This window comes from Polyangiaceae bacterium (assembly GCA_020633205.1).
GTDB lineage: Bacteria > Myxococcota_A > Polyangia > Polyangiales > Polyangiaceae > JAHBVY01.
Genome location: JACKEB010000021.1, coordinates 190827 through 215363 on the forward strand (window position 1 = coordinate 190827; position 24537 = coordinate 215363).

Genomic DNA, 24537 nt, shown 5'->3' on the forward strand with positions numbered 1-24537 from the left:
GTGCAGCGCAGCGCGTCCCGTGGCGCCCAGCAACGCGCCGCGCTGCTCCTCGGCGTCGCCCTCTATCTGCTACCCAGAACGGGCTTGGCGCAGCCTGTAGAGTTTACCGCGCGGAAAGCTGAGGTTGATATCGAGGCGCGCTGTGCGGAGCTCGAGGGGGACGTCGTCGTGCGTCGCGGCCCGCTGCGCTTGCGCGCACCCCGACTGCGCCTGGAAGAGACGCCTGACGGTGCGCGCGTCGAGGGGCCCGGAAAGCTCAGTGGTTGCAGCTGCGAGGAGCCGCCTCTCGAGCTCGGTTTTGATGCTGCAGAAATCAGCCGAGATGGCGACGTCGACTTGCGCGCTCCGCGCTTGATGAGCGGAGACACCACGCTGCTCTACTTGCCCCGTCTCATGTTGCGTGGACCGAATAGCGCCGGGTTGTTGCCTCCCAGGGCTAGCTATTCCGGGAGGGACGGCGCGTACCTTGGTGCGGGTGTGGAGTTGCCGCTGTTACGTACCGCAGGGAAATCCCGTGGAGCAAAACTGAGACTTGGAGGCGGCGCGTATTCAGACTTTGGACGCGTGATTGACGGGGGCAGGGTAGAGGTCGACGTCTCCGAACCAGGCGGGCGCTCGCACGTCGCCTGGGAATCGCTAGACGGCGGGATGCTCGACATCGACTCCTACTCGTCTCACGTGACCCGAGATGTTGTTGTAGCGCTGCGGGTGGACGCCGCACGGGGCCAGCGTGCGCTGCTGGCACCACTGGAGTTCGCTCGAGTGATCGCGCCGCGGGATCGCGCTCGCGTCGCGGTGATGAGCGCTGATGCGAGCATCCTGAGCTACGGACTTATCCGTGGGGATAGTCAACGGGGAGCCACTCTGACGGAGGATTGGGGCTGGGGCGCGGCCTCGGGCTTCGCCCTGCGGCTGCTGCAGAGTGACTCCTGGCGACTCGAATGGGACGCGGATGTGTTGGGTCTCAATCGCGACGGGCAATCCAGCCTGGGGTTGCTCCATCAGGCCTTGGCACTGGACGTCGGTTCCTCCCTTGGAGTGCTCAGCGTGAGTGCGGGCGCGGAGCTTCGGTGGATGCTCCGAGAGGGAGAGGCGAGCTCGGGCGACGTCCTGCTTCCGGCGACCTCGGAGGTGGGAAGGCCTGACGTCCCACGCAGTGACCCTTCGGCGCAGCTGAGTTCCAGCGTTGGCATGCCGCTCACCCGGCAGTTCGGCGCGTGGCGTCACTGGGTGGAGCCGCAACTGGCCGCCTCCGCGAGGGTTGGGGACGTGCGGTGGGTGCAGGCCGAAGCTGCGCTGGAACAGCGCTTCGGTGGACCAGCGCGCGGGCAGGTGGAGGCTGGGTTGGATCTCGCGCTTGGCAAACTGAACGGCGAGTTTCCTGCTGCTGCCGATCTGGATTATTTCCGGGCGGATATGTTGGCTGGCGGGCGCTGGCTTGGACTTCACGCAACGGTCGCCGGCATCGCCGATCTGGGCGAAGGCGAGTCCGTCCTCAGCCATATGGAGCGCGTTCGCCTGGGACGCACGTCGGCCTTGCACCTCAACATTGCCTTTGACCAGTCGCTTGGCCGCTCGTGGCGTCTGCTACGACCGGGAATCGACGCGTTCGGTGCCGCGTCCATCGTGCAAGCCAGCTCGGTGCCTTGGGCTAGCCCGTACGCCGGGCTTGGCGCCAGCCTCGGCAGCGAGCTGTGGGTACCCTTGGGGCGCAGGTTCGCGACCCGTGTTTCATCCGTGTTCGAGCTGGATACGCTCGGTAGTTCCATGCCCACCTGGCTCTTTGGCAGCTGGGGTGGCGCATACCGTCACCCTTGCGGGTGTCTCGCGGTGCACACGCTGCTCTCCCATCGCCTGGGGCGGCACGCGGCGATCGATGAGCCATTCAGGGCGTTTGACGTCTCGGTAGGAGTGGAACTCTTCGATGCAGCGCCGCAACGGCCTGTGCTTCCCTGAATCAACACCTCACCCCACGAGCGCGGTCGAGTGCACGGAGCCTCGCGAGCGGGCGAACGCCTGTGGGCAGGCGTTGCGGGTTCAGGTACGCTTTGCCTGGTGTCGAGGGATCCGACAACTGGGGGCGCGTCGAACTCGAGTAGCGTGGACCCTACGACTGGCGAAGCGCTGGTCGGATCGCGCATCGTCGTTGCCGACGACGATCGCATCACGCGTGATCTCCTCGCCAGCATCTTGAGCTCCCACGGGTTCAAGGTCGAGACGGTCGTCGATGGCCAAGAAGCGGTCGAACGCGTTGCGCGTGGCGGCGTGGATCTCGTGTTGCTCGACATCATGATGCCGCGCCTCTCGGGCCTAGAGGCATGCCGTCTGCTCAAGGGCATGACCAGCGACACATTCCTGCCTGTCGTACTGGTCACGGTGAAGACGGACACCGCCAGTCGTGTAGAGGGTCTGAAGATTGGTGCGGACGACTACGTCTGCAAACCCTTCGACGACCAAGAGCTGATTGCGCGCGTCGAGGCCATGCTGCGGATCAAGAAGCTCCACGATCACGTCGCGAAGGCGCGCGCGCGCTTGGCGGAGCTATCCATTCACGATGAACTCACTGGCCTCTACAACTACCGCTACCTTCACGAGCGCTTGAGCGAGGAGTTCAAGCGTGCCGAGCGCTATCACGATCCGCTGTCGTGCATCGTGATGGATATCGATCGCCTGCAGAGCCTGAACGCCGTTGGCGGCAGGACCCTCGGCGACACCATCATCAAGGGTGTTGCCAAAGCCATCACGAACTCCGTACGGGAAGTGGACGTCGTCTCCAGGTTTGGGGGGGAGGAGTTCCTGATCGTGCTCCCGAGCACCCACTTCGCGGGAGCGGTGACTGTCGCTGAGCGGATCTGGCGAGAGGTGGGCGCGGCGCGCTTCGAAGACTCCGCACATCGCGCGACGATTTCCGTTGGGGTCGCGCTCTATCCGTCACGCGATGTGCGTACGAAGGATGCGCTGCTAAGAGCGGCAGATACCGCGCTTGCCCAGGCCAAGCGCGACGGCGGAAACCGCATCTGCGTCTTCCAGCAAGAGGGCTACCTCTACACTCCGGCCACTGGCGCGTCGGAAGCGCCGGCACGCAGCGAGCGCACCACTGAGCGGGCCAGCGCGGAGAAGCATGACGGAGAGGCTTGATGAGCATGGGGCTGGACGAACAGGCGCCCCGTGCAACTGGCGCGAGCCTTAGCCGCGCGGAACCACGAGAGCCCACAACCGGTTCAACGGCTCGCCCTACGAGTGTGCTGGTTGCTGACGATGAACCCAGCCTCCGACGCACGCTGGCTCGCATGCTCTCTGCCAGAGGGATGCAGGTGCACACTGCGGAAGACGGCCAAGCCGCGCTAGCCGTTCTGCAGACCCAATCGATCGATGTCGCGTTGGTCGACCTCATGATGCCGAAGCTCGGTGGCTTCGAGCTGCTGGAGCACTTGCAGCGCCATGGCATCGAAATCGAAGTGATCATCATGACCGCCTACGGCGACGTCGAAACGGCGGTCAAAGCGGTGCAAGCGGGCGCCTACAACTTCCTCACGAAGCCATTTCGATCCAACGACGAAATCGCGCTGCAAATCGGCAAGGCAGCGGAGCGGCGCAGGCTCTTGGCGCGGGCAGCAACCCTGGAAAAGGCCCTGGAAGAGCGCGACAAGTTCGGCGGCCTGATCGGCAACTCCGCGGGTATGCGCAGCGTCTATCAGCTCGCGATGGGAGTCGCGAGCACCTCCTCAACAGTGCTGATCCTCGGGGAAAGCGGTACAGGCAAGGAACTCACCGCCCGCGCGGTGCACCAGCACTCCGCGCGGGCCAACCGGCCCTTTGTTGCGCTCAACTGTTCGGCAATCCCAGAGAACCTAATCGAAAGCGAACTCTTCGGGCACGTGAAGGGAGCCTTCACCGGTGCTACGACCACGCGTCAGGGCCTATTCGAGGCCGCTGATCGTGGGACGATCTTTCTCGACGAGATTGGTGACTTGCCGCTCTTGGCTCAGGTGAAGCTCTTGCGCACGCTTCAGGAGGGAGAGATCAAGCCGGTCGGTTCCGACGCGACGCGATCCGTCGACGTACGGGTTGTTGCCGCGACCAACGTGGATCTGCGCTCGCTTATCTCCAAGGGTCGGTTCCGTGAGGATTTATACTACCGACTGAACGTCATCGTGATCCAGCTACCCGCGTTGCGGGAGCGTGTCGAAGACATCCCGCTTCTGGCCTACCACTTTCTGAAGAAGGCAGCGACACGCATTGGACGCGATGTACGACGCATTTCTCCAGACGCAATTGAAGCGCTGTGCGCCCAGCCCTGGCCTGGGAACGTGCGTGAACTCGAGAACGCGATCGAGCACGCGGTCGTGTTCTGCAAGGACGACACCATCACCCCAGTGTGCCTTCCGTTTGCTCTACAGGAGTCGAGCCGTGGCGTACCAGCCCCGCAAGCGCCCGGCGCCGCGCCGAGCGGCCTCGAAGCTTCGCCCAGCTTCTTCGAGCTGACGTACCGCGACGCCAAGAGCCAGGCGCTCGAGCAGTTCGAACGCGCCTACTTCAGCCACCTGCTTCAGCGTACTGGGGGCAACGTTTCCGAGGCGGCACGCCAGGCCGGCCTCGATCGATCGAACTTCCGTCGTGCTGCGAAGCGCGCGGTTGGCAGCCTCAAATAGCGCTGCTCAGCTACTGGCCGCCCGGGGCTTGGGCGCTTAGAGACGAGTGACGTAGGGGTGGCTTACGCTTTGGCTTCGGCGTAGGTTCCCCGTCTCGCGCCTTTCAGGTTTTGCTTTGGTTAGAACTCCCACGATCCCGGCCCTAAGCTCTCCAGCGTTGCGCGGCGCCACCGCGCTTTTCGTGACCTTGTGTGCCGCTCTGCTGGCGCCGCGGGCGCTTGCAGAGCCGACCCGTGTGCCCAACGCAGCACGCCGGTTTCAGCCGGCCGGGGCGAAGGCGGCGTCACCCAAGCGGACCTACAGCCTCAAGCGTTGCCTGGAGCTGGCTGAGATCAACTACCCGAAGGTGATCTCAGCCAAAGCGAAGCTCAAGAAGTACCAGGCGCAGCTCAGTGAGGCGCACACAGCGCCCTTCAGCCAGTGGACAGTCAAAGGCGGCGTGGCGTTGGCCCCAACCGTGTCCGGAACGCCTATCTATAGCCCGAACACCGACACCTCGCTCTCCGAGGACATGGGGCTCGCCTGGCAGATTGGAATCGAAGGCGTCATCCCGCTCTGGACCTTCGGCAAGATCAGCAACTTGTGGGACGCGGCAGACGCCCAGATCGACGTTGGTAAACACGAGGTGCAGAAAGAGCGTCAGGCAGTACGCAAGCTCGTTTACGAGGCCTACTTCGGTCTCAAGCTGGCGCGCGACAGCTTGGCCTTGGTGCGAGACGCGGCGTCGCGCATCGACAAGTACATCGGACCCCTGCAGAAGAAGGTCGACGACGGCGAGGGCGACACCATCGAGCTACTCAAGCTGAAGATGAACCGTGCGGATCTAGAGGGACGCGAGAGCGAGGCGGAAGAGAAGTCGGCGCAAGCGCTGAGCGCGCTGCGATTCCTCAGCGGAGTGAAATCCCTCGACGTAGCCGATACGCCGCTCAAGCCGGTGGACCATCGTCTGGCGCCGCTGCCGCGCTACCTTTCCGCCGCGCGGCTATTCCGACCGGAAATAAACATGGCGCGTGCTGGGGTGCGCGCGCGTCAGGCGCAGGTGAGGCTACAGCGCGCGAAGTACTTCCCGGATCTCGGCCTTGGCCTGTCGGCGAAATACACGCGCGCGCCGGAAGTCACCGATCAACAGAACCCCTTCGTCTACGATCAGGCGAACTCTCTCGCGTACGGTGCAGCGCTCGTGCTGCGCTGGAACCTCGACCTACTCCCCAATCACGCGCGGGTCGCGCAAACCGAAGCAGATCTGGAGGAGATGCGCGCGACCGAGCAGTACGCCATCGGTGGCGTCGCGCACGAGGTCGAGACGGCCTACAACGGTGCGCGCGCCGCATCCAAGCGCCTCGAGGCGTACTCCAAGGCCTCGCTATACGCGAAGCAGTGGCTGATCCAGGTGCAGCAAGGCATCGATCTCGGCACGATGGACGAGGAAGACATCGTCGACCCGGCGAAGGAGTACGCGCTCAAGCGCTTCGCCAAGATGAGCGCCATCTACGCCTACAACATGGCTATCGTTCAGCTAGCGACCGCCACCGGGTGGGAAGCTGCCATGCCGAGCGAAGGGCCCGCTAGCGGGCCCTGACGCTCTACTTCGGTCGCTAGTGCACGCGCTGACCGGGCTTCGCCCCGCTATCCGGTGACAGCAAGAAGACCTCGGTTTTGCCTGGCCCAGCGGCTGCAACCATGCCCTCGCTCAGCCCAAACTTCATCTGGCGCGGCTTCAGATTGGCGACCAGCACCACCAGCCGGCCAACCAGCGCCTCGGGTTCGTAGGCTTCTTTGATACCCGCGAAGACCGTGCGTCGCTCCTCTCCCCCCAAGCTAAGCGTGAGCTTCAAGAGCTTCTTCGCTTCCTTCACCTGCTCCGCGGTGACTACGCGAGCGACGCGCAAGTCGACCTTCATGAAGTCGTCGATCGTGCACTCGGCGCTCAGAGGTTCGTCGACTAGCGGTTGGCCGTCGTCTGCGGGAGCACTAGCCGCATTGCGTGTGGCCTGAGCCTCGGCCGCTGCGCTCGAGGTGGCTTCGAGCACGCGCTTGACTGCGTCGGGATCTACCCGTTGCATCAAGTGCGCAAACTTGGGGAGCTGCTTTCCTACTATAGGCGTTTCCGCGTGGCTCCACTGGCTGAGAGTCTCCCCGAAGTAGTCTGCGGAGTCGCTGGCAAGCTTCGGTAAGATCGGAGCGAGGTAGGTGACGAGCTGCTTGTAGATGTTCAGGCCCACCGTGCCGACCGCTTGTGCCTCGCTCAGCTTGCCCTGCTTCTTCAAGTTCCAGGGAGCTTGCTCGTCGAAGTAGGCGTTGGCCTTGTCGGCGTGGCTCATGATCAAGCGCGTAGCGCTTGCATAGTCGCAGCGCTCGTAGGCTTCTGCGATTTGCTTTCCGAGCTGGATGCCCGCTTGAAACATCCCTCCGTCGTCGGGGTAGCTCGCGCTGAGGCCCTCTTTGACGAAGCCCGCGGAACGCGCCGCGAGGTTGACGACCTTGTTCACGAGGTCGCTGTTCACCTTGGTCACGAACTCGTTCAAATCGAGATCCAAGTCGTCAACCTTGTCCGAAAGGCGGGTCGCGTAGAAGTACCGCAGGTAGGCCGGGTCGAGGTGGTCAAGGTAGGTGCGCGCTTGGATGAACGTGCCTCGCGCTTTGCTCATCTTCTCGCCGTTGACCTGCAGGAAACCGTGCACCTGCACGCGTCGTGGCAGGGAATATCCAGACGCCTTGAGCATGCCTGGCCAAAATAGCGCGTGGAAATACGTGATATCCTTGCCGATGAAATGATAGATGTCCGTGTCTGGACTGCGCCACCAATCGTCGAAGTTCTCACCTTCGCGCTGGCACCACTCTTCGGTGGCCGCCATGTAGCCGATAGGGGCATCGAACCAGACGTACCAGTAGTTGCCTGGGCTGTCGGGGATCTCAAAGCCGAAGTATGGCGCGGGGCGAGAGATGTCCCAGTCCCGCAGCTCCTTGGAGAGGAACTGACCCTTGAGGTACGTGGCGATGCTGGGCTGAAGGTGGCCCTCGGCTTGAGTCCATTCCTCGAGGAAACCGTGGAGGCTCTCGATTTGGATGAACAAATGCTTCGCCGTGCGCATGTCTGGTGTCGCCCCACTCAGCGTGCTGAAGGGATCGATTAGCTCAGAAGCTGAATAGGTCGCACCGCACTTCTCGCAGCTATCGCCGTACTGATCGGCAGATTTGCAGTTCGGGCACTTGCCCTTCACGAAGCGATCCGCGAGGAACAGCTGCTTCTCAGGGTCGAAGAGCTGGGTGACATCCTTCTCCGTCACCAGCTTGGCGTCGCGAAGCTTGCCCCAGATATCAGCACAACGTCGTCGGTTGGCCTCGGAGTTCGTGGAGCCGTAGTAATCGTGCCCCACCTGAAAATCCTGGAAATCGCGCTGATGCGCCTGATTCATGTCGGCTATCAGCGCCTCAGGAGACCGCCCCTCTTGTTCCGCACGGATCATGATGCTGGTTCCGTGGGTGTCGTCGGCGCAGAAGTACCGGACCTGGTGACCCTGCATGCGCATGAAACGCACCCAGATATCAGTCTGGATGTACTCCACCATATGCCCCAGGTGGATGTGGCCGTTCGCGTAGGGGAGGGCGCTGGTCACCAGGATGCGCCGCGGCTTCGTCTCAGTCGACATGGCCGGCATCCTGCCATGCCAGGCGACGACTACCAGAGCCGAGCGCGGTTTTCGCGCGCTGACGGGGAACTCACTTCGAACTCCCCGTCAGGCTGGCGTTGGGCGCTGACGTACCGGCTCAAGCGTTGAACGAGCGCTTGCGGGTCTCGTACTCGTCCAGCTTCTTCTCGATCGACTGGAAGCCGTTGGTGATCGAGTCGTTCACCATGCGCACGATGATGCTGAGGTTGCCCTTGAGAGCCTCGTAGTAGCGCTGCCTCTCCGCCGCGTGAACTATGGCGGGGGGGTAGCCGGACTTCAGCAGGATCAAGTTCATGAGTAGGCGCGCGACCTTCCCGCTGTCGTTGGGGAAGGGGAACACTCGCAAGAGTTCGTAGTGGGCGCGTGCTGCCACCCGCACAGGGTTACGCAACTTCTTCGGCTCGGGGCCGTTTAGCCAGTCGATGATCTGCCGAACCTTGTAGGCGATCTTGTCCGGCGGTGCGTACTCATGGAAGTACAGACGGTGCTGTGGAATATCCTTGCGGTATTTCACAGTCTTGAGGTCGCCCTCTTCTGGGTGCAACGTCAGGTAGATGCGTTTGACGTGATCGAGAGTGACCGGCGCCCGCTTCTTCTCAGCCATCTCGTAGACCAAGTCGATGGCCTGCTTGTGGCGTCGGATCTCTTCGCACACGGGCTGGAGGCTGGAGTCCGGAACGATGGTGATGCTCGGATCGATCGCAGTTTGAAGCTCTTGGAAGGTGTAGACCACGCCTTCCAAAGCGCTGTCGTGGTGAATCCACGACATCTCGAACTTCTCTTTGTAGTCCCTCCGGAACTCCTCCGAGGTGTCCGCAAGACGCTCCTCGATCGACGAGTGTCGTTCGTCGAGCCGCTCCGGCGGCGGCGGGGGAGGCGGCGCTACGGTTGGGGGGCGGTAGGGCTGAATCTCTTCGCCGTCGGTGCGCGGAAGCTGGTCGGGCTGGCGTAGGTTCGCAAACTTGGAGGCGTTGGCCAGCGAGCCGTCGGGGTTACGCGACGTCCCCGACTGATTCGGAATCGCGTCAGCGCGGTATGCGCGGGCCGCGAGCGCGGGGCGTGAACCGCCACGGCTTCTGCCGGTCTGGCGCGCGATCTTGACCTCCAAGGCGCGGCGCTGCGCTTCCTTTTCCGCGCGGATGCGTGCTTGCTCGGCCTCTTTGGCCTTACGGTAGGCTTCGCGCTCCGCCTCTTTCTGGCGGCGCTCTTCTTCCTTCTGGCGGCGCAGCTCTTCCTTGATGCGCTCTTTCTCTTCTTTGATGCGCTGGCGCTCTTCTTCGCGCCGCTTCCGCTCTTCTTCACGCTGACGCTCACGCTCGGCCTTGAGCTGGGCGCGCTCTTCTTCGCGCCGCTGACGCTCCTCTTCCTTTTGCCGCTCGCGCTCAGCCTTGAGTCGCTCGCGCTCAGCCTCCTTGGCGGCCTTCTGCTGATCTCGCAGCTTTTGCTGCTCGAGCTTCTTTTGGTCGCGCTCCTTGGCGAGGCGCTCCTTCTCCTTCGCCTTCTCTTTGGCGAGGCGCTCCTTCTCCTTGAGCTTCTGAAGGCGCTCCTTCTCCTTTTCCTTCTCTTTGGCGAGGCGCTCCTTCTCCTTGAGCTTCTGGAGGCGCTCCTTTTCCTTTTCCTTCTCTTTGGCGAGGCGCTCTTTTTCCTTCTGCTTCAGCGCAAGCTCGGTGGCTTTGCGCTTGGCAGCGTCCTGGCGTTCCTTGTCCTTGAGAAGCCGCTGCTTTTCTTTTTCCTTCTCCTTCAGGAGAAGCTGCTTTTCTTTTTCCTTCGCCTGCAGGGCGCGGAGCTTCTCTTTCTCCTTGGCGGCCAGGAGCTTCGCTTGCTCCCGTTGCGCCTTGGCGAGCTCCGCGTCTTTCTGCTTGGCAAGACGCTCAGCCTCTTTCTGCTTGGCGAGGCGTTCTTTCTCCCGCGCCTGGAGCTTCTTCAGCTTCTCTCGCTCAGCGAGCAGGGCTTGCTTGACCTTCGCCTTCTCCTTGAGGAGGCGATCCCGTTCTTTCGCCTTGGCCTTGCGTTCCTGCTCGCGGACCTTGTCCGCGGCGGCTTTGGCTTGAGCCTTCACCAGCGCATCGGCTTTTGCCTTGGCTGCCTTCTCTTTGGCTGCCAGCGCCTTCGCGGCCTTGGCCTCCTGCGCCTTGGCTTTCGCCGCGGCGCGCGCCTGCTCCTTGGCTAGCTTGGCCTTTTCGGCTTTCGCCTTCGCCTTCGCCTGGGCGTCGGCTTTGCGCTTGGCATCGGCGCTGCGCTTGGCGTCTGCGGCTCGGGCCTTCGAAGCGCTGGCCTTGCCCTTTGCTGCCTTTGCCGCGCTAGCCTTGGCGTTCGCCACCGCTTTCGGCTTCGCCGCAGGCTTGCTGGGCTTTGCCGCAGGCTTGCTGGGCTTTGCCGCAGGCTTGCTGGGCTTTGCCGCAGGCTTGCTGGGCTTGGCCGCAGGCTTGCTGGGCTTGGCCGCAGGCTTGCTGGGCTTGGCAGCGGAGGGTTTGCTCGCCGTCGCAACCTTTTTAGCCGCAGGCTTCGGCTTGGTCTTAGCCGCCGCCTTCTTTGCGGTTTTAGGCTTAGCCTTGGGTGTTGCGGACGTCTTCGCCTTGGCCGCCGCCTTGCTAACCGGCTTTGCGGTCTTGGCTTTGGCTTTGGGCTTCGCGGCCGTGCTCTTTACGGCCTTGCCGGCCTTGGAGTTGGCCTTCGCCTGCCCGGTGACCTTGGGCCTCGAAGCGCCCTTCTTGCTGGTTCGTGCGGCCATCTGTGAACGAATCGTGGTCTTTGCGCGCGATCTGCGCTCAACTCGGTTAGTGCGCCATTTAGCGCGAGACTTACGGGGTCGGTTCGTGCCCTGCTAGGCTCGAAAGAGGTGCTTCCGTTGCGCTCTCAAGAGCGCGAAATTTTTCGTTTTTGCTCTGGGGCTGGCGGTGCCGCGGCCGGCCACTTGTTGGCCGGTGGGTGAACTCGTAGCGAATCGCCCCCCAATGCGCCGCGAATAGACCATGCCGTACCCCAGTTAGGCGAGGGAATTGTTGCGTGTTCGCGCTGCGAAGAGCGCGAATTCTGGTTCCGCGGAGCCCCCGCGACCCTGCCTTTGGTTCCGTGTGTCGCTTCCCCAAGTCGAGTCCGTGTGCGAACGCCCATGCGACGCGCGGCAGCCCGAAGTCCCTCGGATTGCACTGAAACTGAACGGTTTTTGCCAGGCCGCAAACTAGTGGTTCGTCGGCCGCTTCGTCAAGAGCCGCGCTTGTCCCAGAAGTCGGGAAACACCTCGCTATTGGAGAGCGGCTCCCAACGAGCGGTCAGCACCTCGACGCCCGTCTCGGTCACGAGCACCGTGTGTTCGAACTGAGCGGACAGTTCACCGTCGATCGTCACCGCGGTCCAGTCGTCGTCCAGGATGTCCACCTCTTTGCTGCCGAGGTTGATCATGGGCTCGATGGTGAACGTCATTCCCGGTCGGAGGCGAGCGCCGCGCCCGCGGGTGCCCACGTGGGACACCTTGGGTTCATCGTGGAACTTGCGGCCGATGCCGTGGCCAACAAACGCCTCGACGACGGAGCAGCCAAGGGGTTCGGCGAACTCCTGAATCGCCGCACCGAGGTCTCCAAGCCGCGCCCCAGGTTTCACTTCGGCAATCGCGAGCTCCAGCGAGCGCCTTGAGACCTCGGTCACCAACTTCGCCCGATCGCTGACCTCTCCCACATAGAAGGTCGCTGACGTATCCCCATGGAATCCTTCGTAAATGTGGGTTACATCGACGTTGATGATGTCGCCCTCACGCAGGCGCTGCTTGGGGGTTGGGATGCCGTGACACACGACCTCGTTGAGCGAGGTACAGACCGACTTGGGGAAGCCGTGATAGTTCAGCGGCGCGGGGATCGCGCCCTTCGCCAGCGTGTCTTCATGCACGAAGGTGTTGATCTCTTCCGTCGTGATCCCGGGTTTGATCATCGGTCCGACGCGCATCAGCGTGTCCGCGGCCAGCCGACACACCTCGCGCATCGCGTCGATTTCCCGGGCGGATTTGATCTCGATTGAGTTGTTCTTGAAACGCATCTCGGGCTTCTCTCGTTTGCTACGACGCGTTTAGCTCGTCCAGCGCCATCATCTTGCGGATTTGGTCGGCATTCTCTGGAGTCGCCGCCTCCCCGCGAAAGTGGTTGGTTACGGCGCCCGATTCATCGAAGCGCTTCAATAGGAGCAGGAGCTGACGGCCCACGAGCCGCGTATCCTCGGATCTGACCAGGGCGAAGGAGGGGCTCGTTGGGCCCACTTCGACCTCGATTGCGCCGGATACCTGGCCCTTCAAGGGGGCGGCGACCGGTGTGAGGCTGAGATTGTAGCGCACGTTTTCGCCCGTCCCATCTCGAGTCACCGTGCTGACCCGCACTTGCACGACGAGATCGGCTTCGGTTACGCGACCCCGTAGTCTTCGTTGCTGCTGGGCGGGCGTTTGCTCCGCCGACGGCATATCGAAGATCTCGCTCGCCAGCGTGTCGTCGAATAGGCCGGCGGATGTCGCGGTGTAGGGTGGCAGCCCGCTAGGCTGCTCACTGAGGGCGGGGCCGCAAGCTACCAGGGCTAGGGAGGCGGCCAGCAAGAGTCGATGTGTCATCACAGCGGGGGAGGGCTACTTAGTACGCTCGCCGTCTGAGCACCAGGTCGGCGTCCGTTGGTCTGCTCCCGGGTGATGTGGCAAGCTACTGCTGCGCGGCGGCCTCGAGGGGACTTGGATGAAGCGTCTGTTAGTCGGGGAACAGCGCACTGGCTCCATCGATTCCTCGTCTGCTGCGTCTAAAACACGATCCCACTGCGTGTGATCCGCTAGGGCTGCCCGATTTTACGCCTTGGCGGTCGTCCTGGTCCCTTGGGGACTGAGACAGGCAGCCTTCCACTGAAGTCCGCCGTTGCATAGCGCGCTACGCGCGGGGCAGATCCCGTGCTTTCCGCGCTGGTCTTTTGGGGAGCGCCCCGCTTGTTTCCGGGCTCTCTGCGGTGGTAGATCGACCACGTTCTTGGAGGAGTACCAACGATGATCATCAAGGCAAGCCGCGCGACTCAGCTCGCCACTCTGCTGTCGGTCGCTGTGCTTGGCACCTGCCTTGCGCAGGATGCCGTAGCCAAATCTCCCTCAGTGCTCGGCGCACCCAAGGCCAAAGCCAAGGCCGCGGCGAAGGACGCCAAGAAGAAGGAGCCGCCGGCGAAGCCTGGCGAGCTCCGCAAGAAGATCCGGCTTTCTCCCAAGGGTCTTCGCTTTGGGATGAGCAATGAGCAGATCGCGAAGCTCTACGACAAGGTCTTCGAGCAAGAGTTCGTGCCGCTGTACAAGCGAGTGAGCCCAGGGCCGCGCATGGCGGCTCTCGACGCGGAACTCGAGAACAAGAAGGGCCGGCTACGTCGGAGCGTCATCGATTTCGGAAAGACGGCGACGGGCATCGACGAGACGCCGCTGGCTGGCGAGTACACCTACCAAAACAAGGAATCGATGTCCCGCATCACCCTGCGGAGCGGGACGACGCGTCACTTCTTCTTCTTCAGCAATCGACTCTGGAAGATCTACGACGAGCGGCCCCTGCGCAAGGGCAGCCAGCTCGGTCAGGACTTCAAGACCGCTGTAGAGCGACTGACCAAGACCATGGGTGTCGGCCCAATCATGTTGGAGCCCAACGCGGACGAGGGACGTCGCTTCGACGAAGCGGTGTGGATGAACGACGAGATCATCATCCGACTCGTCAACCGCGAGTTCCAGAAGCAAGTTGGCCTGGTCTACGTGTCGAAGGACGTGCAGTCCAACATCGCTTCGTATCGCAAACACAAGAAGGAAGACCCGACGAAGCTGTCCAAGGACATCAAGATGGTGACCCGTTCAAGCGGCGCGTCTGACGAACCACCTGCGACGAATCCCGCGGACAAGGCCCCCAAGAAGAAGGGCAAGTAGGCGGGCGGCAACGCAGCTTTCGAACGAAGGCTGCGTTGTCTGCACACGTGCGAAACCAAAACGCCCTCCAAACCTTCGGTTTGGAGGGCGCTTGTCATTTGCGACTCGCTCTAGAGACGCTGGGCGTTCTTCGGGATGATCGCCCCTGACGTGACGCTCACTCGAGCATTGGGCGCTGCCTTGTGGATCAACGGTTCGATCACGCGCCGAGTGGCCAAGGTGTTGCCCGGGCAGCCAGCGAACCGCCCCGCCAAGTGGAGCTGAACCTCGTCATCCGCCGCCCGCACGAGGTACAGCTCGCCGCCGTCCGCAGTGACCAGTGGTAGCAGCACGTCCTGGATGACCTTGAGTACCGGCTCGCTCATGGGAGGGGCGCAGACTAGCACGCTGGGTTTGCTCAAACCCAGGTTCCGCCGCTTCCTGACGGGCGGACGGCGAAAGCACAGCAGGGGGAGGAGCCCAAGCGCAGCGCAGGAGGAAGAGGCAATGCTGCTTTCCGGCTTGACCGGGGGGACGACGTTCTTTACGGTCCCGCCCCCCAAGCCAGGGCACCGCGTCAGCTGGCGCACCGCTCGCCGGGTGCTAGTGTTTCGATGCGGCCTCCGTGGCCTCGGTCGTGGGGCCCTTTCTTCGGGCCGCAGTACCTCTCACGCTCGCTTTTCGCGGGACTGTGGGCGGGCGAACGGGGAAGAGGGGACCGGTTCAGGTTGTACGTGTGCGCCGAAAACGGGCGCGAACCATAGTCACTACGGGCATCGCCCGCTTCAGCGATCCGCGGAAACCGTCCGCAGTCAGAGGAAAGAAATGGCCGTTCATATCCGCCTTGCTCGTCACGGCGCCAAGAAGTCCCCCTTCTACCGCGTAGTAGTCACCGACCACCGCAACCCGCGTGATGGCCGGTTTATCGAGACCGTCGGGACCTACAACCCCACCGCCAAGCCGGAGCAGCTCAAGCTGGACCAGGGTCGCATCGACTACTGGAAGGGCCAGGGAGCTAAGGCTTCGGATACCGTAGAGCGGCTGCTTAAGAAGGTCGGGACGGCGGCTCAGGCCTGATTTCCAGGCTCAGGCACCGCCCGGCTCGCGCTTGTTCGTGAGTGAGCGCGTAGTGGTTCCTGGCTGGCTTACTGCTTGATACCTCGGGCTCCCAACCCTTTCAGGGGAGGGAGCCAGCGACAGCGGAGTTCCCCCATGCCACTCAAGGAATTGATCGCGACTATCGCCCAGGCCCTGGTCGACGACCCCGACAGCGTCGAGGTGTCGGAGATTGAGGGCGATCATAACTCGCTGATTGAGCTGAAGGTCGCCAAGGGCGACATCGGCAAAGTCATCGGAAAGGACGGCCGCACGGCTCAGTCGATGCGGACCATCCTCACCGCGGCGTCCACGAAGTTGGGCCGTCGCGCGCACCTAGACATCGTCGACTGACGCGTGTCCAAATCCCATAGCGACGACCGGGGCGGCGCGCCGGAGCCCGAGATGATCGGTCTCGGTAGAATCGCTCGCCCCCACGGTATCCGTGGGGAAGTGAGGGTCACTCCCTATTGGGTCGAGGGAGACACCCTCGAGACCGCTGACGTGCTTTGGTTACGCAGCAAAGCGGGCATCCAGGAGGTCGCCGTTCGCGGCGTGCGGCGCTCGAACAAGGCCTTGCTGATGGACCTCGGCTGCGACGACCGCAATGCCGCCGTGCTGTTGAAGGGCGCCGAGGTGTGCGTGCCTCGGGAGCTGCTCCCCGAGCTCGAGCCGGGCGAGTACTACCTGGTTGACCTTTTGGGAGCCCGGGTGGAGTGCGCTGGGGAGCAAGTCGGTGAGGTCATCGAGTTGCGGACGCATCCCAGCGTCGACGCCGTGGTTATTCGCATGCAAAACGGCAAGCTGCGTGAGCAGGTGCTTGCAGAGCCTTGGTTGGCTGAAGTCGATACCGCGGGGAAACGATTGGTGCTGTCGAGCCTTGACGGCCTGATCTAGCGACGGGGTATCGTGCAGCTCGGCGTCGTCACGTTGTTTCCGGAGCTCTTCGCTACCTTCGCGGAGACGAGCTTCGTCGGGCGTGCTCAGAACCAGGGAGCACTGGACCTCCAGTTTGAGTGGTTACGTGAGCACGGCCTTGGCAAGCACCGCAGCGTCGACGACACACCCTACGGGGGCGGTTCGGGCATGGTGCTTCGGGTTGACTGCGTGATTAGCGCAATCGAGGCGCTGGAGGCGCGCTTGGGCGGGCGCGCTCATCGCGTGTTGATGACTCCCCAGGGGAGTCCTTTCCGCCAGGCTACCGCTTGGCGCTTCTCCTCGCTCAGCCGGTTGGTTTTGATTTGTGGCCGCTACGAAGGCTTCGACGAGCGTGTTCGCGATCACGTGGACGAAGAGGTTTCCCTCGGGGACTTCGTGCTTACTGGGGGGGAGGTGCCGGCAATGGCCGTGATTGAGGCGAGCGTGCGCCTGATCCCGGGTGTGCTTGGCAACGCTGATTCTATCCGCGAGGAATCCTTCGCGGAAGAGAACGCGGGTGGTCTCGAGTACCCACAATACACGCGGCCCGAAGAGTTTCGAGGCGTAAGAGTCCCCGAGATCCTGAAGGGCGGTGATCACGGGAAGATCGCTGAGTGGCGCCACTCCCAGGCGGCCGAGCGAACCCGGGTGCGCCGACCAGATCTGCTGAACGAGGAGCAAGAGTGAAGAACCAGCGCAGGGTCGCTGCAGCGCTGGTGCACTACCCAGTGCTCGACCGGCAGGGTGGCATCGTCACCACGGCGATCACCAATCTCGATATCCACGACATCTCGCGGAGCGCCCACACGTTCGGTCTGAGCGACTACTTCCTGGTGCACCCGGTGGCAGCGCAGCGCGAGCTAGCGGCGCGCGTACGCGACCACTGGTTGCATGGCCCTGGCGGAAAGCGCATCCCGGACCGCCAGCCACCGATGCGCGATCTGCGCATCGTCGAGTCCTTGGACCAGGCTCTCGAGTCCCTTGGGCCTGATGCCGAGCTTTGGACCACCAGCGCGAAGGTGCGGCCAGAGAACACAAGCTACGATTCCGCGCGGCAACTGCTTACGGACGCTGGCCCGCCAGTTCTGCTTGTGTTCGGTACCGGGTGGGGCCTGCCAAGCAGCGTTGAAGAGCGAGCCAAGCGCGCGCTCGAGCCGATCGGTTCACCACGGGAAGATGGCTTCAATCACCTGAGCGTGCGCGCTGCGGCTGCCATCACGTTTTGGCGGCTGCTCGGCAACTAGCGATCCTTCGCGCCTCTGGAGCAGGCTCTGACGCGTCGAAGCCTCGCGAGTTTGGTCCGGTCGTCCGGCTCGCGAGGCCTCTGCGCTTGGCGGTAGCAGGCGGGACTCCTGGTCAGAGACCCCCGTGCTGGGACATCACTGGAAAGGGCGTCGGCCGCGGAAGGTCAGGCTCGTCACCGCATCGGCGAAGATGCGTACGTCGTAGTAGCCAAGGGTGACCAGTGTTTGCGTTCCATCCACGTCCATCAGGCCCGTTGCGGCGACGCGGGCGACGCCAGGTTCCACGTTGAGCGCCGAGTAGATCGCGGTGCGTCCCGTGCCAACTTCGTTGCGGCCGGATTCGGGGAGCGGGTTGTACTCGTCGTCGTTGAAGTAGCTCACCGCGGCGCGCACCGTGTTGATGTCGACGCGGGCGTTCTGGATGCGGATGTTGTCGCAGTCGTGCACCTCACCACCGATAGCCCCATTCCCTGAGGAAATGGGTGAGCCGAGGGCTACCGTGGGGATTAGCTGGAAGTCGCTGTCCGCGAGGGCACGCTGATCTCGGGTGTAGGTGTTACTCCCTGCATCGAAGTCCGGATCTTCTTCCGTGATGTACAGGTTGTAGGTGTAGAGCGTTCGCCACAGCGGCGCTCCGCCCGCGCCGCTCTCATCCGAGCTCTTGGTAATGACCATCAGCTCGGTGTAGGTCGGCACATCCGCATAGGTGTAGGTACGGTTGTCTACGAGCTCGTCCGGGCAGTCGTCGTCGGCTTCCTGAACGACGTCAAAGTCGTCGGTGACCACGGGGGTTCCGATCAACTCGAGCTTGTCGCGGTAGGTCGCGGAGTTTGGATCGTTGTCGACGGTGTAGACCTCGATCTTGACGTTGCTCAGATCACAGCCGTTGCTGAACGCTTCGACGATACCCTTCATCGTCACCAGCTTGCTTGGCTTCGTCCCTGGTGCGTCGCCTTCGAAGCACGAGAGGTTTGGAGGAGCGCCCGTCGGATCCGAATAGTCGATGGTGTCCGTGGTGCGTGTGATGTTGGGTGAGGTGCCCTTGCCCGGCTCACCGACGAGTACACAGCACGAATCAACTGGTCGTTGGGACGCGCGCTTGCAGTCATCGATCGTGCAGTCGGCGTGGCAGAAGTCGTCGTTCGCGGCGCGCCACGTTCCCGTGCATGCACCTGGGCCATTGGTTGCATAGGAGGGCTCGGCACCCGCGCCGCCTGTGCCACCACCGGCGGTCCCACCGTTGCCACCGTTGCCGCCGTTGTTGCCGCCGGAGTCTCCTCCGTCACTTCCGCAAGCCACCGCGACACAGAGCGCGGGAGCAAGCCAGAGAAAGCCAAAGCGCATGAGTTCCACCTTCAGTTCGTGTTCGAGATTCATTGCGCAAGCGCGCAAAAGCGGTCGGCGTCGGACGCAGACCCGGATTTGGAACTTAACCCAAACGTCCCACGGCTCGCATGAACATTTGGTTGGTTTAGTTGCGAACGACTTTGTGCGTCGCGTTAGGGCTACTTTGCTGGGGCCTGCGTGGGCGATCTCGGCGTCTCGTCCTCGCTACTTTTGATTGGGGGGGAGGGCGCGCCATGGCTGACGAACGGGCGCTCTTGAACCCCGCTGAGTCGTCCCCGCCTTGAGCGAAGTAGTCGCTCAAAGGCGCCCAACAGCCCGTGGCAGCAGCGAATGCTCGCCCGCGCAAGCGCACGCGGGGCGCAGGCGAGCGTCAGAGTCGGGGCGAGGCGCGGGAGACACGGCCCACGGGTGCCGAGGGAGCTAGAAGACACGGGCGAGCGCGGGCGGCAGCCCGCGTCAGTGGAAAACGCTCGAGCGGGGCGCCCCGTACCCGCCAGCGAAACTCGGGTGTGGGCGCGGCCCGAGACGAGGCGCGAGGCGCGAACGTCGCAGCTGACGTCGCGGACGCTAGGGCGGAGTCATCCAGGAGCTGAAGCGGCCGTGTGAGGCCCGGAGCGACCCAGCGAGAAGCATGCGTCGGGCCCGCTTGGGTCATCGTGAGGTCAGTTGGGCCGTTTCCGCGTGGATGTGCGGTCCTGAACACTCCGGCGGCGGGGTGGGCGCGCAGTGGTCTGCGGCGGGGGGCGATGGAACGCCGATCCGGCGCCTGGCGAGCGCTGGCGCCTCAATGTCGCAACCCGTGATTCTGCGACAGCGGGTTCTTGGAAACGGCGGGCGTTGGCAATCACGACTTCTGGGCAACTGCACTTGGCAAAAGTCGCGCCTTGGAACGACTGCGGTTGGGAACGACCGCGCCTGGCGATGACCGCATCCTGCAGCGGTCGCGCCTGACAACGGCTTCCCGCGACGGCTGCAGCTCGCGGTGGCTGAGTCTTGCGGCAGCTACAGCTCGCGACGGCTGCAAGCTCGCGATGGTTGCAGCGGCTCTTGCAAGCAGCGCAGTCGCCGGCGAGGACGAAAGCCGTGGAGTTTCAGGCCGATATCGACCTGCCAGATCACGTCTTGCCTGGTTGACGCCAGCGACCAAAGAAGCGGCGCAAACGACGCCTCAGCAAAACACGGCTCAGCAAAACACGGCTCAAAACAGAAGAGCGCTCCCCAAAAAAGCCAGCAACCACGCGTCATGAACGACCGAACACCTCCTCAGCTCCGCCACACACCACCCTGCATCTCACATACCGAGAGGCTCCGATCGCGTGCGGAATCACCTCGAAAGACCGATGTTGGGCGCAGAAGGGGTAGTGAAAGGGCTGCGCCTTTGGCAAAGTGATGATTCTCTGGGCGGTTTGCGTCCAACACACAGCCCCAAGGCTTTGAAGCTGCCTCGTGGAGACCCCATGCTTACTTCATCCCACCCCCGCAAGCTGATCGTGAGCCTACTCACGCTGGCCCTCGGCATGGGCGTAGGAGCGGTATCCGCAGCCGCGAGCCCAGCTGGTTTGAACGGCGTACAGCTCTGGTCGTACAGTCAAAAGGAGCTGCGAGACGCCGCGAAAGCTCAGCCCAAAGACCCGCAAAAAGCCCTCGAGTTGGGGATAGCGCTGCGTCGGGCTGGGCTCTTCAATGAGTCGTACCAGGTGCTGCGCAAGGCCTATCTTCGGCCATCCCCGAGCAGCGCTAGCCTGCGCCTGGAAGCCGCGCGTAGCTTGCAGTCACAAGGCGAGTACAAGCGTGCTCTCAAGGAGTGCGCCGGTCTAAAGGGCAATGAGGTCACCTTTCGGGTCTGCCGCGCGGAAGCGCAGCTGATGTGGAAGCGTGCCAGCCTTGCCCTAGAGGAGGCCGAGAAGGCCGTCGCCGCGGACGCCGGAAGCTATGACGCGAAGGTGGCGCTCGGACGTGCACAGAAGCTCTCCGGAAAGCCGGACGAAGCTGAAACCACGCTGGCGGGCGCGATCGCTGCGAACTCTGCCAGATACGAGGCGCACTACGAGCTGGGACAGCTCTACGTCAAAGAGAACAAGCCCCGTGTCAAGGCCGTCGCGGCGTTCCGTGCGGCAATGAAGGCTGACGGGGACGTGCCTGAGGTGCTGGTGGAGCTGGGTGAAGCTTTGAAGCCCGGCAGCGAGTCCGAAGGGCTGTTCGCTGCGGCGCTGAAGATTCGGCCGACCTACGGCGAGGCACTGGCTGGGCGGGGGGTCTCCTTGCTCGCGCTCAAGAAGCTGGACGACGCGCAGAAGAGCCTGACGGAAGCGCTGAAGCTCGACAGCAAGCGGAGCGATTGGCGAGTTGCGCTCGGGCGCGTGGAGCTCGAAAAGGGAGAACACCAAGCGGCGCTGAAGTCAGCTCAGGCAGCGCAGAAGCTGGTGAAGAACGACGCGGCGGCCAAGCTGCTCGAGGCGGATGCCTTGGCAGCGCTGGGCGATATCGACGTGGCCATCGAAGCCTATGAGCTTGCCTACGGCTACGCTCACGAGGACCCTCGGCCCTTGGTTCACGCGGCGAAAGCTTGTCTCGAGCACGATCGACCTACGACTGCACGCGCGTTTGCGGAGCGCGCGACTCAGGAGTACCCGAAGTGGGGACCCGCGTGGGTGATCGCTGGGGACACCGCTGTGGCTCAAAAGGACAAGGGGCCCGCTCGCGCTGCCTACAAGCGAGCGCTCAGCGCCCAGGGCCCAGTCGACAAGGCGGACGTGAAGCGCAAGCTGGCGGCGCTGAAGTAGTGCCTTGGAGTCAAAGCGGCTAGCAGTTGAGTCGCCATCGCTAGTGCTCCTGGTTCTTGACGTGAGTCGCGAGCGCCCACCGCCCACAGCGCCTCTGACGGTCCTTGATGAAGCTGCGTGGCTCGAGTAGTTGCGGTGCTTCGCGTTGCTGGTTGGAGGCATGCGGCGCTCCTCCCCCCCAAAAATCGCGGCGGAAGCTGCGAATAGACGATAGGCCCGTGCTCTCTGCGGATTCACTTAGCTTGCGGCGCTTGGCGCTGCTCGGTGCGCGTCACGGTCCCGACTGGTGGCTTCGCTACAGTCCTCCGCTGATCGGGGTCGCCTTCGCCGCGCTGATGCCGGAGCAACGTCGCCACATCGCCGCGAACCTGGCGACGCTTGGGGTACGCTCCCGAATCGCTACGCTCAGCACATTCGCCAGCTACGCGGCGTGCTTGGCCGAGGGCATGGCGTTGGCTGCTGGGCGTGAAGTGAGCCCACGGGTCGACGTCGAGGGAGCGGGGCACCTGGATGACGCACTGTCAGACGGGCGGGGCGTGATCCTCGTGACGGCGCACGTGGGCCCTTGGGATGCGGCGGCGCCGCTCTTGGCGCGGCGCCGGGATCTCGAGGTCAGCATCGTGATGCGTCGAGAGCGCGACGGCGCGGCGCGAGCGTTCCACGATGACTTGCGGGCCAGTGGTGGCGTGCGCGTGCTCCACGTAGGCGGCGATCCGCTCGAGGCGCTGAACCTCCGCAGTGCGCTCGGCCCGGGCCGAGCGCTGGCGTTTCAGCTCGACCGCTTTGAGAGTTCTGGGCTGCCAGAGAGCGTGCCCGAAGGTCCTTTCCGGCTCGCCGCGCTCACGGGAGCGCCACTGGTCGCGGTGTTTGCGGCGCGCACGGGCGTATTCGACTATCGCCTGCAAATCGAGGCGCCTCGGCGCTACCCGCGGCGCGCGGCGCGGAGTGACTTGGCCGCAGAGCGCGAACGGATGCTCGGCGTTCTGCTCGAATGGATCCGTCGCTACCCCACGCAGTGGTTCGACTTCGCGCCTCGGGACCACGCGCCCACGCGCTGAGGAATCGCGTCTCTCGAGCTGAAAAGCCGCTCTGAGCTGGCGCGGCGCGGGAGTCTTTGGCACAACTCGCGACCTTATGCGCCTATGCATCGGTCAAGCAGCCCTGATGGGCAAGCTCGCGCGCTACGCACAGAGCTTCAACCTGCTGGAGCTGCGCGCCGACGTCGGCACGCTCCCGCGTCCGCCGCGCTTGCGCGAGTGGAAGGTGTCCGTACCTGAAGACTTCGTGTTCAGCGTGTTGTCACCCAAGGCGTTGCTCAGCCTCGAGCCAGGGGAGGAGCACGACAAGGCACGGGCGTACACGCAGCGTGCAATCGCCTCTCTCGAAGCCGAGTGGTTCGTGCTTCAGACGGGCCCAGGCGTGACCCCCAGTGCGCGCGGCCGCGAGCGCTTGCTCAAGTTGGTGGAGGAAGCGAAGTCGTGGGGCGTGCGAGTTGCCTGGGAGCCTCGCGGCCCTTGGGCGCCCGCACAGGCCGCGGAGTTCTGCGCCGAGCACAGCATGACTTTGGTGGCCGATTTGAGTCTCGAGGCCGCGGCCGCGACCGACGTGATCTACTCCCGCGTGCGTGCGCTGGGGGCGGGCGGTCGTATCACGAGCGGCGCGGCAGATCGCATTGCTGAGCGCCTCGCGGATGCCGAGGAGGCGTTCGTGGTGGTGGAAGGCGCGAGCGCCAAGAGCCTGGCCAAGGGACTGCGCCACGAGTTGTTGAGCGACGCTGGGGCCTGGGCCGAGTTCGATGGCGTCGAAGTGGATGACGAAGACGACGACGGAGAGGAAGAGTGAGTCGTCGCTCCCTCTCATGCGCGAACGACGCGCTGGTTGATGAGGTTGCAGCGGAGGCCTTGAGTGCCGGCCAGAGCGCCCTTGGGGCGTGCCTCGCCGGCTTCTTTGCGGCGGCTGCGAAGAGCGAAGAAGGCTTGTTTTCGCCTGTTACCATCATTCTTGGTGGAGTGGGCACGGGTGGTCGCGCGTTCGATGGGCGGCTCCGCCAGCCAGGGCTTGGCGTCAAGCGGCCCCGCGGCTTCATCAACGAGGCCGAAGTTCCCGTTGCCGCACGGATTGCTATTCCCTGCGGCCTGGCAGCCGCCGCGGTGGCTTGCGCGTACCAGGCAGGCACCAGCATGAGCACCGTGTTGCGGCCTGCGCTGCAGATCGCGAAGAAAGAGGGCGCGCGCATCGATGCCCTCGAGCGCGTCAAACAGCTCGGCGGCAACGCCCTGCGCGACCCATTGTTCGCGCGCGCCTTCACCTTGCTGGCGGGGCCGACGGAAGGCGGCGTGGTCTCCATCGAGGATCTGGTCCCGCAGCAGGGCCTGGACGTTCCGCTGTCGGTTCGAGACGCCGAGTGCGGACGCGTCCAAGAGCCACCGTGGGTCACAGACGAAGCGCTCGCGGCGCCGAGCGAAAACACCCGAGTCGTCCTGGCAATCGATGTCCACGGCGGGTTCGCGGCGCTCAGCTTTCAGCGCGCCGAGGGGCCGATGCTAGAGGGCCTCGACCTACGGGCGCCGCTTGGTGCTCAGCCAGTGATGCGCGGCGTGCCCCGGGTGAAGCCGGGGAGCGCGCTCAGCGCACCCGCGCCCATCGGCCTTTTGCTCGGGGAGAATGGCGCCGTGACGTCGGTCGTCGCCCAACCGGCGGCGGCGCGGGTGGACGTGCCGAGCCTGATGTTGACTCGAGACGCTGGCACCCGTCGCGTGGACCGCGTCAAATAGCGCTGCGGCGCCCCTCACCCCCGAATCCGAAGGGCACTTGCGCTCCGACGTCAGCGCGTAGGGCTGGGGTGCGCGTCCTGAATGCGGATTTTCGCTTTCTTGCGGAAACACGAAAAGCGGCTCACTCCGCCAGGGGAGTGGCCGCCCGTGCTTTGGCTGCAGC

20 protein-coding genes are annotated in these 24537 nt (G+C 63.8%); 14 read left to right on the forward strand and 6 right to left on the reverse strand.

The features are described from left to right. The 4 genes from H6718_33395 to H6718_33410 all read left to right on the forward strand — a co-directional run bounded on the left by H6718_33395 (position 1) and on the right by H6718_33410 (position 6231). Entirely contained in the window at positions 1-1956 is a 1956-nt protein-coding gene (locus H6718_33395; protein ID MCB9590354.1) for a hypothetical protein, read from the forward strand. A gap of 144 nt (positions 1957-2100) precedes the next feature. Continuing rightward, a complete protein-coding gene (locus tag H6718_33400) occupies positions 2101-3138 on the forward strand; it encodes a diguanylate cyclase (protein ID MCB9590355.1) in 1038 nt (345 codons plus the stop codon). Between the two features lie 5 nt (positions 3139-3143). After that, positions 3144-4652 carry a sigma-54-dependent Fis family transcriptional regulator gene (locus H6718_33405; protein ID MCB9590356.1) on the forward strand — a complete coding sequence of 503 codons (1509 nt, stop codon included), beginning with the start codon at positions 3144-3146 and terminating at the stop codon, positions 4650-4652. 235 nt (positions 4653-4887) lie between these two features. After that, a complete protein-coding gene (locus H6718_33410) occupies positions 4888-6231 on the forward strand; it encodes a TolC family protein (GenBank protein MCB9590357.1) in 1344 nt (447 codons plus the stop codon). Positions 6232-6247: 16 nt separating this feature from the next. On the opposite strand, the gene metG is transcribed toward H6718_33410, so the two are convergent. From metG to H6718_33430, 4 genes are all read right to left on the reverse strand, one after another. Beyond that, positions 6248-8302, reverse strand: a complete 2055-nt coding sequence (gene metG, locus H6718_33415; GenBank protein MCB9590358.1) for a methionine--tRNA ligase — start codon at positions 8300-8302, stop codon at positions 6248-6250. Positions 8303-8420: 118 nt separating this feature from the next. Continuing rightward, the gene (locus H6718_33420; GenBank protein ID MCB9590359.1) at positions 8421-11054 is read right to left on the reverse strand and encodes a Fic family protein; all 2634 of its coding nucleotides are present in this window, start codon (positions 11052-11054) and stop codon (positions 8421-8423) included. Between the two features lie 473 nt (positions 11055-11527). Then, positions 11528-12352, reverse strand: a complete 825-nt coding sequence (gene map, locus H6718_33425) for a type I methionyl aminopeptidase (GenBank protein MCB9590360.1) — start codon at positions 12350-12352, stop codon at positions 11528-11530. Between the two features lie 19 nt (positions 12353-12371). Next, on the reverse strand, positions 12372-12911 hold the full coding sequence (locus tag H6718_33430) for a hypothetical protein (GenBank protein MCB9590361.1): 540 nt from the start codon (positions 12909-12911) through the stop codon (positions 12372-12374). A 417-nt stretch (positions 12912-13328) separates the two neighbouring features. Here H6718_33430 and H6718_33435 point away from each other — a divergent pair, with 417 nt between their 5' ends. Beyond that, the gene (locus H6718_33435; GenBank protein ID MCB9590362.1) at positions 13329-14234 is read left to right on the forward strand and encodes a hypothetical protein; all 906 of its coding nucleotides are present in this window, start codon (positions 13329-13331) and stop codon (positions 14232-14234) included. A 110-nt stretch (positions 14235-14344) separates the two neighbouring features. On the opposite strand, the gene H6718_33440 is transcribed toward H6718_33435, so the two are convergent. Beyond that, positions 14345-14599 carry a NifU family protein gene (locus H6718_33440; GenBank protein ID MCB9590363.1) on the reverse strand — a complete coding sequence of 85 codons (255 nt, stop codon included), beginning with the start codon at positions 14597-14599 and terminating at the stop codon, positions 14345-14347. A gap of 439 nt (positions 14600-15038) precedes the next feature. Here H6718_33440 and rpsP point away from each other — a divergent pair, with 439 nt between their 5' ends. The 5 genes from rpsP to H6718_33465 all read left to right on the forward strand — a co-directional run bounded on the left by rpsP (position 15039) and on the right by H6718_33465 (position 17470). After that, positions 15039-15290: a 30S ribosomal protein S16 gene (gene rpsP / locus H6718_33445; protein ID MCB9590364.1), complete on the forward strand. Its 252-nt coding sequence runs from the start codon at positions 15039-15041 to the stop codon at positions 15288-15290. Between the two features lie 135 nt (positions 15291-15425). Next, positions 15426-15662 carry a KH domain-containing protein gene (locus H6718_33450; protein ID MCB9590365.1) on the forward strand — a complete coding sequence of 79 codons (237 nt, stop codon included), beginning with the start codon at positions 15426-15428 and terminating at the stop codon, positions 15660-15662. 3 nt (positions 15663-15665) lie between these two features. After that, complete coding sequence (rimM, locus tag H6718_33455) at positions 15666-16205, forward strand: 16S rRNA processing protein RimM (protein ID MCB9590366.1); 540 nt, start codon at positions 15666-15668, stop codon at positions 16203-16205. Positions 16206-16217: 12 nt separating this feature from the next. Next, entirely contained in the window at positions 16218-16913 is a 696-nt protein-coding gene (gene trmD / locus H6718_33460; protein MCB9590367.1) for a tRNA (guanosine(37)-N1)-methyltransferase TrmD, read from the forward strand. Beyond that, complete coding sequence (locus H6718_33465; protein ID MCB9590368.1) at positions 16910-17470, forward strand: RNA methyltransferase; 561 nt, start codon at positions 16910-16912, stop codon at positions 17468-17470. Before trmD ends, H6718_33465 begins: the two co-directional genes overlap by 4 nt. A gap of 135 nt (positions 17471-17605) precedes the next feature. On the opposite strand, the gene H6718_33470 is transcribed toward H6718_33465, so the two are convergent. Continuing rightward, positions 17606-18847: a hypothetical protein gene (locus H6718_33470; GenBank protein ID MCB9590369.1), complete on the reverse strand. Its 1242-nt coding sequence runs from the start codon at positions 18845-18847 to the stop codon at positions 17606-17608. A 1427-nt stretch (positions 18848-20274) separates the two neighbouring features. On the opposite strand from H6718_33470, the gene H6718_33475 reads away from it, so the two are divergent. The 4 genes from H6718_33475 to H6718_33490 all read left to right on the forward strand — a co-directional run bounded on the left by H6718_33475 (position 20275) and on the right by H6718_33490 (position 24374). Continuing rightward, on the forward strand, positions 20275-21600 hold the full coding sequence (locus H6718_33475) for a tetratricopeptide repeat protein (GenBank protein ID MCB9590370.1): 1326 nt from the start codon (positions 20275-20277) through the stop codon (positions 21598-21600). A gap of 218 nt (positions 21601-21818) precedes the next feature. Next, entirely contained in the window at positions 21819-22658 is an 840-nt protein-coding gene (locus H6718_33480; GenBank protein ID MCB9590371.1) for a lysophospholipid acyltransferase family protein, read from the forward strand. A 76-nt stretch (positions 22659-22734) separates the two neighbouring features. Next, the gene (locus H6718_33485) at positions 22735-23442 is read left to right on the forward strand and encodes a DUF72 domain-containing protein (GenBank protein ID MCB9590372.1); all 708 of its coding nucleotides are present in this window, start codon (positions 22735-22737) and stop codon (positions 23440-23442) included. Further along, a complete protein-coding gene (locus H6718_33490) occupies positions 23439-24374 on the forward strand; it encodes a hypothetical protein (protein MCB9590373.1) in 936 nt (311 codons plus the stop codon). Before H6718_33485 ends, H6718_33490 begins: the two co-directional genes overlap by 4 nt. Positions 24375-24537: the final 163 nt, after the last annotated feature.